This is a genomic window from Citrifermentans bremense R1 (genome assembly GCF_000426865.1).
GTDB classification, from domain to species: domain Bacteria; phylum Desulfobacterota; class Desulfuromonadia; order Geobacterales; family Geobacteraceae; genus Geomonas; species Geomonas bremensis.
The window spans coordinates 59,455-67,097 of record NZ_AUGE01000022.1; the positions used below are offsets into that span (position 1 = coordinate 59,455).

The window sequence follows — 7,643 nt, forward strand, 5'->3', positions numbered from 1 at the left end:
CTGATGCAACCTGCTTCGCTCTATCTCTTTTCGGTGCTTCGCTTTTATTTTTCATGCTTCTTACATAAGGGTAAAAGAAGTTCCTGTCAACCGCCGAATTGACTAGGCTTAGCTTGTATTGCTACAACCCCTTCATCCTTGCATTTCGTACTCCTTTTAGCTACTATGGCCCGCTATGAGAAAAACAACCAGGCAGATCATGATAGGGAATATCCCGGTTGGCGGAGGCGCTCCCTGCTCCGTCCAGTCCATGTGCTCGACCGACACCCGTGATGTCGCGGCAACCCTTGGGCAGATCGGCCGGCTTGCCGCCGCCGGATGCGAGATCGTGCGCTGTGCGGTGCCCGATATGGACGCCGCCCTGGCCCTTGCCGCCATAAAGGCCGGCTCCCCCATGCCGCTCATAGCCGACATACATTTCGACTACAAGCTTGCCTTGAAGGCCCTGGAGTCCGGGGTGGACGGGCTCCGTCTCAACCCCGGCAACATAGGCGAGAAGTGGAAGGTTGCCGAGGTGGTGAAAGCCGCGGCCGAGCGCAACGTTCCCATCCGCATCGGCGTCAACGGCGGTTCGCTGGAAAAGGAACTGCTGGTGAAGTACGGGCACCCGACTCCCGAGGCCATGGTCGAATCGGCGCTGGGGCATGTGCGGATCCTGGAGGATCTGGGCTATCAGCAGATAAAGATATCGATCAAGGTCTCCGACGTATTGCGGACCCTGGAGGCGTACCGGCTTCTTTCTAACGCCGTGGACTACCCGCTGCACATAGGCGTCACCGAGGCCGGAACCATCTTCGCCGGAACCGTAAAGTCTTCCGTCGGTCTCGGAATACTTCTGAACCAGGGGATAGGCGACACCATGCGCGTCTCCCTCACCGGCGATCCGGTTGACGAGGTGCGGGTAGCATACGACATCCTCAAATCGCTCGGTTTGCGGACCCGCGGCATCAACTTCGTATCCTGCCCCACCTGCGGGCGCTGCCAGGTAAACCTGATACCAGTAGCCGAGGAAGTAGAGCGGCGCCTGGCGCATCTGGACAGGAAACTCACCGTCGCCGTCATGGGTTGCTCCGTCAACGGACCCGGCGAGGCTCGCGAGGCAGACTTCGGCATCGCCGGGGGTAGGGGAGAAGGGCTTCTCTTTCGGCACGGCGAGATACTGCGCAAGGTCCCCGAAGCCGAGCTAGCCGATGCCTTGGTGGAAGAGGTATTAAAAAATCAGTAGCCACAGACTGAAAGGCGGAACACAGAGGTCGCAGAGGTTCACGGAGGCCACAGAGGTTTTTCAGGGAAAGGCACAGACACTCACCACAGAGGAAGAACAAAAGGCTTAACTTAAAGTCTTTTTGTTCTCTCAGATTCTCTCCGTGGCTAATGGTTTCTTGTAGTTTTTCAACTCAAAGCTTTTGGTTTTCTCAGAAGTCCTCAGATTTTCTCCGTGCCAATGGTTTTGTTTTCAGGTTTTTGGTTTTACCTCAGTGTTCCTCTGTGTCCTCTGTGGTTAATGCTTTTATAGTTTTTTCAATTCATAGTGAGGTAGATTCATGCGTTATTCCCAGTACTTTATTCCGACGGTCAAGGAGACTCCTTCCGACGCGGAGGTCATCTCCCACAAGTTGATGCTGCGCGCCGGCATGATCAGGAAACTCGCCGCCGGTATCTACAACTACCTCCCGTTCGGCCTTCGTTCCATCCGTAAGGTCGAGGCCATCGTCCGCGAGGAGATGAACCGCGCCGGGGCCATCGAACTCCTGATGCCTGCCGTCCAGCCTGCCGAACTCTGGAAGGAGTCTGGACGCTGGGAATTCTACGGCAAGGAACTCCTTCGCTTCAACGACAGGAAGGACGCCGAATTCTGCATGGGCCCCACCCACGAGGAGGTCATCACCGACCTCATTCGCAAGGAAGTCCGCAGCTACCGGCAACTGCCCATCAACCTGTACCAGATCCAGGGCAAGTTCCGCGACGAGATCCGCCCGCGCTTCGGCCTGATGCGCGGCCGCGAGTTCATCATGAAGGACGCCTACTCCTTCGACGTGAACGAGGCCGGCGCCGACGTCTCCTACGAGAAGATGTACAAGGCCTACCGCCGCATCTTCGAGCGCTGCGGGCTTAAGTTCCGTGCCGTCGAAGCCGACACCGGCACCATCGGCGGGAGCTACTCCCATGAATTCATGGTGCTTGCCGACTCCGGCGAGGACGCCATCGTCTCCTGCTCCGCCTGCGAGTACGCCGCCAACATGGAAAAGGCCGAGACCCGCAAAGGCGAGGGGATCGAGCATGCCGACCCGCGTCCGATGGAGCACGTGAGCACCCCGGGGCAAAAGAGCATCGAGGACGTGGCAACGTTCCTCGGCGTGCAGAGCACCCAGGTCGTGAAGACGCTGGTGCTGGTCGCCGACGGCGAGCCGGTCGTGGCCCTTATCCGCGGCGACTATGACCTGAACGAGATCAAGCTGAAAAACCACCTGGGATGCGCGGAGCTGGAGATGGCCGAGGACGACGTGGTTGTCAAAGTCACCGGCGCGCCCACCGGCTACGCCGGCCCCGTGGGGCTCGCAGCCAAGGTGAAGGTCGTAGCCGACCTCTCCCTGGAGGGGATGCACAACTTCGTCACCGGTGCCAACGCAGCCGACACCCACCTGAAAAACGTGAACATCGGGCGCGACTTCAGCGTCAGCGGCTTCGTAGACATCAGGAACGTCGTCATCGGCGACGCCTGCCCGCGCTGCGACAGCGGCAAGCTGGAGATCTGGCGCGGCATCGAAGTCGGCCATGTCTTCAAACTCGGCACCAAGTACTCCAAGGCCCTCAAAGCCACCTTCCTCGATGCGGACGGCAAAGAGCAGATCATCTTCATGGGATGCTACGGCATCGGCGTCGGGCGCACCGTTGCAGCCTGCATAGAACAGAACCACGACGAGAACGGCATCATCTTCCCGATTCCCATCGCGCCGTTCCAGTGCATCATCTCCTCGCTCAGCGCCAAAGAGGACGAGGTTAAGGCTGCCTCCGAGTCCATCTACCAGGAACTTCTGGGAGCGGGCATAGAAGTGCTTCTCGACGACCGCGACGAGCGCCCCGGCTTCAAGTTCAAAGACGCCGACCTGATCGGTATACCGCTCAGAATAGTCGTAGGCGCCAAGGCTCTGGCAGAAGGCAAAGTCGAGCTGAAAGAGAGAAGAAGCGGCGAAGTTGAGGTTCTCCCCATCGCCGATGCCATAGCCAAGGTGAAAGCAGCCGTAAAAGAAGCGCTGCAGGTATAAAAACCAAACCATTGGCACAGAGCACATCTGAGGACATCTGAGCATAAACAAAGGCTTGAGGTTAACCTCCAAAAGCTTTTCTCAGAAGTCCTCAGACTGTCACCTTGCCAACGGTTTTGACTTAAGGATTTTGATTATGACCAGAGAAGAAGCAATCAAGAAGATAATCTTCGCCATGGATGTGAAGGAGTTCAGCGACGTACAGTACTGGGCCGAGCTTCTGTCGCAGCATGTCGGCATGTTCAAGGTCGGAAAGCAGCTCTACACCGCCTGCGGCCCCGCCGCGGTCCGCATGATCCAGAAGTGCGGCGGCGAGGTGTTCCTCGACCTCAAGTACCACGACATCCCCAACACCGTCGCCATGGCGACCCTCGAAGCCGCGAACCTCGGCGTGCAGCTCTGCGACCTGCATGCCATGGGCGGCTACGAGATGATGAACAAGACCATGGAGACCCTGGACAAGAACTTCAGCGGCTGCACCGCGCGTCCCAAGGTTCTCGCCATAACCGTCCTCACGTCCTCCAACGAAGAGACCCTGCGCGGCATCGGGATCGAACTCCCCGTCCCCGAGATGGTGGTGAAGCTCGCTAAGCTGGCGAAAAGCGCGGGCGTCGACGGCGTCGTCGCCTCCCCGCAGGAAGTCGAGCTGATCAGGGAAGCGTGCGGCAAGGATTTCCTCGTCGTTACCCCCGGAGTCCGTCCGAGCTTCGCCTCCGCCGACGACCAGAAGCGCATCATGACCCCCGCCGAAGCCGTCAAGGCCGGCGCCGACTATCTCGTCATAGGCCGCCCCATCGCCACCGCCCAAAGCCCGGTAGAAGCCGCGCAGAAGATAGTAGAAGAAATCGTAGCCGGTTAAGACTACAGATTTTTCAGGAAGGCTCGCCGCGTAACGTTCCCGCCCCCGGAGGGGGAGGGACAGGGAGGGGGCGGTTTTCTCCGAAGTTCTCCGTGGCCAATGGTTTAAAAGGTTTTTGAATATGTCAAAAGAAGAAATCATCTACGGCCTCAATCCCGTAATGGAAGCTCTACGCGGCTCGCGCGAGATCCACGAGCTGTTCGTAGCCGGCACCAGCTCAGACAAGCGCCTGGAGAAGCTCCTCAAGCTCGCCGCCGAGCGTAAGATCCCTGTGCGTCAGCGCGAGAAGGGCGACCTGAACCGTCTTTGCGGGACCGAGCATCATCAAGGCGTCGCCCTCAAGGTAGAGCCCTTTCCCTACGCCGATCTGGATGACGTACTGGAGGGATTGCAGGGTACCCGCGACGGTCTCATTCTGGTTCTCGACAGCGTGCAGGACCCGCACAACCTCGGTGCCCTCATCCGCAGCGCCGCCTGCGCCGGAGCAAACGCCGTCGTCATCCCCAAAGACCGTGCAGCAGGAGTCACGGCAGTAGCCGAGAAGTCCTCAGCCGGCGCCACCGAGACCATTCCCGTCGCGCAGGTGACTAACATCTCCCAGGCGCTGGAGAGTCTGAAGAAGGCGGGTTTCTGGATCTACGGAGCCGACGGGTCCGCAAAGCACACCCTCTACCAGCAGGACTTCACTGGTCCGGTAGCACTCGTAATCGGTGGGGAAGGGAAGGGTATTCGTCCGCTGGTCAGAAAAGGATGCGACGAGATCGTCAGCATTCCGCTGCAGGGAGGCGTGAATTCGTTAAATGCCTCCGTCGCCGGAGGAATCTTCCTGTTCGAGGTCGTACGACAGAGGCTTTCTGTGAAGAAGTAATGAAGCTATTCAGGCAACGGTGATTTTCAGCTTTTTACCCAATGCGTTCACAAACTTATCTAACGTCGAAAGCTTTATATCCTCGGCGTGATTCTCGATACGGGATATAGCGGTCTTCTTTGTGTTGATGCGGCGGGCCAACTCTTCCTGGGTCAGGCCTGCTTCCTCCCTCGCTTGTTTCAGCAGGACGCCGAGCTTGAACTCACGAAACCCGTCCTCGTAGTTCTCAGCGAGTTCCAGGTCTTTTCTCTTTCTGTCTTCTACGTAAAGCCGTAAATCGCTCACTTTCTTTTCCTCCGCGCTAAATAATCCCTTCTATACGCTTCTGCCGTTCTTATCTCTGCAACTGGAGTTTTTTGCGTCTTCTTTGTCAGGGCATGTGTCAGCACAACGACCGAACCGTTGGCGAAAAAGCAGAAGATGCGATATGCATCTGCATCTGTCGATGCCCTGACCTCCCAGATTTCTTCGGTGTTCACCAGCTTTTTCAGATACGTCTGAGGGACGACCTCAAGTTCTTCGAGCAACGTGAGTGTCCAGGTTATTTTTTGGGCAGCTTTTCCTGGAAGTTTATCTAGGAACTCACTTAGGGGGCACTTTCCACTTTCCGTTTTGTAGAAGAGTACTTGTCGTCGCATCTACGGATGTTAACAGCGATGTTAACTCCGGTCAAGACCCTCGTTAAACGAAAAAATGGAAGTGGAGTGATGTTTACATTGACTCGCTCTGAGCACTGTAGTATAAGAGCTGAGTTGTTCATGACGCGGGGTGGAGCAGTCTGGTAGCTCGTCGGGCTCATAACCCGAAGGTCACAGGTTCAAATCCTGTCCCCGCAACCAAAACATAACAAAGGCACTTGGCTGATTAGCTAAGTGCCTTTTTTGCGCGCTCATCATTTAGGACTATATACTTCCCGTCGATGTCCGACTGCCAGGGCCAGGACGACCAGCCGGTCATCGTGGATCTGACAGATAATACGATAATCACCGACCCGGTAGCGCCAAAGCCCGGATAAATCGCCACGTAATGCCTCGCCGAAATGACGAGGGTCCTTGCACCCTTCAATGCGGTCGTCGAGCCAGTCGAGAAGGCGTTTTTGCACCGGACGGTCGAGCCGACGCAACTGCTTCTCGGCCACGACGCTGATCTCAACCGTCCAGGCCAAGGTCTCGCCTCAGTTCCTTCAACGATCTGCCACCTTTCGTCTCGGCCAGCGCCTGCCTGGCCAGTTCAAGGTCTTCGTTATCCTCCAAGTAGCGTATCACCGCCTCACGCACCACCGCGCTGCGATTGCTTTGCTTTACCTTGGCCAGCAGGTCGATCTGATCTTCCAGCTCTTTTTCGAGGCGTATTGCAAGCATGGGACACCTCCTGTATTACATTGTATAACACGGTGCCAGGTGAGGTCAACCTAGGGGCATGGGGGCATGTCGAAATTGTCGACTTCCTCCTGGAGTAACTCAACGAACTCAACAACGTCCCTCTCAACGCTCGACTCTGAAGCGCGCCTTCGGTCTGGACCGATGCAACTGGAAGGGCTGGGAAGGCTTCAAGCGCTATCTCTGGAGTTCGATCTTCGCCTATAACCTGCAGGTGATCGCCAGGATCAGACTGGAATCAGCCAAAGCCGAAGCAGCAGCTTAAGGCGCAATGATTTCCGCCTCTGCCGGAACATGTGGGGGAGTGCGTCTTATAAATGAGAAAGAGCAATGGAGTTGTCAGTGCGTTAGCACGCTCTTAACGATTTCGGCGCATTTCGGACATCTTTGTCACCACGAAGTTCAGAAAACTGCCCTTTCCGGACGGACACTAGTTAAGTTTAGGTGATTTCATTGTGTGGATCAGCTTTGGATTTTAACTCCCCTACAGGCGTCCAGGGGTGACCTACCCCCTATTAAATATTGCGGGGTTACAGATCGAGGGGGCAAGATGCCGATGGTGGTGTAAAGTTGGATGCCGACCGCAGGGGGCAGCGCCTTCCGGTCTTTGGGGGCGAGATTTTTGTTCAATTTTTGAACATTATTTGTCAAGTCTTGCACATTCTGCAAAACAGAAATCTTATAACTGTCTATTTATACGTTCATAATTTTGGCATGAATCTGGCTGTTATGCCAGCCAGAGTTCGGAGCTGCTGACCACAGTTACAACGCTGAATTCATGACTAACGTCTATGCCGAATGTCATTTAATACTTCCAGCCGAGAAGGCAGACTGGGAGTACAGTTGGTCCAATCCTGATGACGTGACACCCTTCCTTTTGGAGCCGTTGCTGTACAACTTGACTGAACTGTAAAGGGCACTGGCATACACTAACAGGTTGTTGAAAAACTAAGTACAGAAAAGAGCAGTTTTATGGTACACTACGGCGCGTAACACATTGCAATCACAAAGGAATGTTATGCGCGGCGAGGACAATAAGACAGAAGCTCTTTTCACATATGTGACCCCCGAATCCTTCGTTCCCAAGGATCATCCCCTCCGGTCCATCAGGAAGATGGCTGATGACGCCTTGGCTGGAATGGACAAGCTCTTTGACAGCATTTATGCCTCTGCTGGTAGGCCGTCCATCCCGCCGGAAAAGCTGCTCAAGGCTCAACTGCTGATGATCCTCTACTCGATCCGCAGCAACCGACAACTTGTTGAGCAGATCC

9 protein-coding genes and 1 tRNA gene are annotated in these 7,643 nt (G+C 55.9%); 6 read left to right on the plus strand and 4 right to left on the minus strand.

Annotation, left to right across the window (positions count from 1 at the left end; all coding sequences use genetic code 11):
• Window positions 1-175 precede the first annotated feature (175 nt).
• The 4 genes from ispG to rlmB all read left to right on the plus strand — a co-directional run bounded on the left by ispG (window position 176) and on the right by rlmB (window position 4,993).
• Window positions 176-1,225, plus strand: coding sequence for a flavodoxin-dependent (E)-4-hydroxy-3-methylbut-2-enyl-diphosphate synthase (gene ispG / locus K419_RS0113560; RefSeq protein ID WP_026842075.1), 1,050 nt, complete (start codon window positions 176-178; stop codon window positions 1,223-1,225).
• 319 nt (window positions 1,226-1,544) lie between these two features.
• Window positions 1,545-3,266 carry a proline--tRNA ligase gene (locus K419_RS0113565; RefSeq protein WP_026842076.1) on the plus strand — a complete coding sequence of 574 codons (1,722 nt, stop codon included), beginning with the start codon at window positions 1,545-1,547 and terminating at the stop codon, window positions 3,264-3,266.
• A gap of 136 nt (window positions 3,267-3,402) precedes the next feature.
• Window positions 3,403-4,125 (plus strand): orotidine-5'-phosphate decarboxylase, encoded by a 723-nt coding sequence (pyrF, locus tag K419_RS0113570; protein ID WP_026842077.1) that lies wholly within the window; start codon window positions 3,403-3,405, stop codon window positions 4,123-4,125.
• Window positions 4,126-4,246: 121 nt separating this feature from the next.
• Window positions 4,247-4,993, plus strand: a complete 747-nt coding sequence (rlmB, locus tag K419_RS0113575; RefSeq protein WP_026842078.1) for a 23S rRNA (guanosine(2251)-2'-O)-methyltransferase RlmB — start codon at window positions 4,247-4,249, stop codon at window positions 4,991-4,993.
• A gap of 9 nt (window positions 4,994-5,002) precedes the next feature.
• Here rlmB and K419_RS0113580 read toward each other — a convergent pair whose 3' ends face one another.
• Both K419_RS0113580 and K419_RS0113585 read right to left on the minus strand, forming a co-directional pair.
• Window positions 5,003-5,278 (minus strand): helix-turn-helix domain-containing protein, encoded by a 276-nt coding sequence (locus K419_RS0113580; RefSeq protein ID WP_026842079.1) that lies wholly within the window; start codon window positions 5,276-5,278, stop codon window positions 5,003-5,005.
• A complete protein-coding gene (locus K419_RS0113585) occupies window positions 5,275-5,631 on the minus strand; it encodes a type II toxin-antitoxin system RelE/ParE family toxin (protein ID WP_026842080.1) in 357 nt (118 codons plus the stop codon). Before K419_RS0113585 ends, K419_RS0113580 begins: the two co-directional genes overlap by 4 nt.
• 124 nt (window positions 5,632-5,755) lie before the next feature.
• On the opposite strand from K419_RS0113585, the gene K419_RS0113590 reads away from it, so the two are divergent.
• Window positions 5,756-5,832, plus strand: a tRNA-Met gene (locus K419_RS0113590).
• 53 nt (window positions 5,833-5,885) lie between these two features.
• Here K419_RS0113590 and K419_RS0113595 read toward each other — a convergent pair.
• Both K419_RS0113595 and K419_RS0113600 read right to left on the minus strand, forming a co-directional pair.
• Window positions 5,886-6,158 (minus strand): type II toxin-antitoxin system RelE family toxin, encoded by a 273-nt coding sequence (locus K419_RS0113595; RefSeq protein ID WP_026842081.1) that lies wholly within the window; start codon window positions 6,156-6,158, stop codon window positions 5,886-5,888.
• Window positions 6,142-6,354 (minus strand): DUF6290 family protein, encoded by a 213-nt coding sequence (locus tag K419_RS0113600; RefSeq protein ID WP_026842082.1) that lies wholly within the window; start codon window positions 6,352-6,354, stop codon window positions 6,142-6,144. The genes K419_RS0113595 and K419_RS0113600 overlap by 17 nt, the downstream gene beginning before the upstream one ends.
• A gap of 1,036 nt (window positions 6,355-7,390) precedes the next feature.
• Here K419_RS0113600 and K419_RS0113605 point away from each other — a divergent pair.
• On the plus strand, window positions 7,391-7,643 hold a 253-nt coding region (locus tag K419_RS0113605; RefSeq protein WP_026842030.1), incomplete at its 3' end, for a transposase.